A 1,073-nucleotide genomic window follows, 5' to 3' on the forward strand; every position below is an offset into this window, starting at 1 on the left:
CAACACCACGCATACCACGGCGGGCTCGCACACCATCGAAGTGGGCTTGCCGCTCGCTTCCGGCGACAGCTCGACCTCGCCGCCGCCCTCCGGTGCGCAACGTCTGTTGCAGCAGCAAGTGAGCACAAGCTCAGCCGGGCAATTGCAACAGGCCCTGGCCGCGCGGCGAGGCAAGCGTAGCAAGAAAGCCTATGCGCGCAGCCTCATGCAGCAATCCACGCCGTCGACTTCGACCTCGACTCCGACTTCGACATCGACGTCATCGGGCACGTCGCAGTCCGGCACGCTCGCCAGCCAGCTGCCTTCGTTCGTCCAGAACTTCTTCCAGCCGAACCTCACGGGGCACGCTTACAGCCTCACGGTGAACGGCGTTTCCAACACCCTGACCGTGGGTCGGCAGAGCAGCTTGATCGCTGGCACGGGTATGTCAGCGGTCGTCGGCAATTTCACCAGCTGGATCGCCGGCAACGAGAATGACTTCAACGTCGGCAACACATTTACCGTCAACGCCGGGTCGGGCGAGGTGTTTCATGCGAACGATATCGTCACGATCGGAAGCGTGGTGACCACGGCGGGCAACGCCGTCAACAACACCGGCTTCTGGGTGGCGAATACCGGCGCGATGGTGACGCAAGTCGGCGCCTCGATCAGCGAAACCGGCGTGACCATCAACCAGGTCGGCTATGACGTCAAGTTTTGAAACCGGCAGCCACGCCGTAGCCAGCGACGCACCGTTCAACCTCACCCATAGCCCGGAGGCCAAAGCAACCATGCGAACCGTTTAAGCAAATTCCGCCACCCAGGGCCGACCCACCAGGTCGGCCGACAGCATCCGGGACAGTGCCGCGCAGTAACGCCGTGAATCGTACGGCGCAAGAAACGCAGCGCCACTCAGGATGACTCACTTGACACGCATCTGCGCAACGATCCGATCAACACAAGAGCCCGACATGACCCAGATTGTGATGGCCTATAGCGAAGCATTTGCATCCGGTACTCTCAGTTTCCGTTCCATGACAGGTAACGAAGCCCTTTCCACGCTCTTCGATTTCGAAGTGCAACTCGTCTCCAGC

The 1,073-nt window shown here is 61.0% G+C and carries 1 protein-coding gene; it reads left to right on the top strand.

Annotation, left to right across the window (positions count from 1 at the left end; genetic code table 11):
- Positions 1-700: hypothetical protein (locus QCE88_RS41900; RefSeq protein ID WP_309911926.1), on the top strand; the 700-nt coding region annotated here is incomplete at its 5' end.
- Between the last annotated feature and the right edge of the window lie 373 nt (positions 701-1,073).

Source organism: Caballeronia sp. LZ035, assembly GCF_031451175.1.
Lineage (GTDB): Bacteria > Pseudomonadota > Gammaproteobacteria > Burkholderiales > Burkholderiaceae > Caballeronia.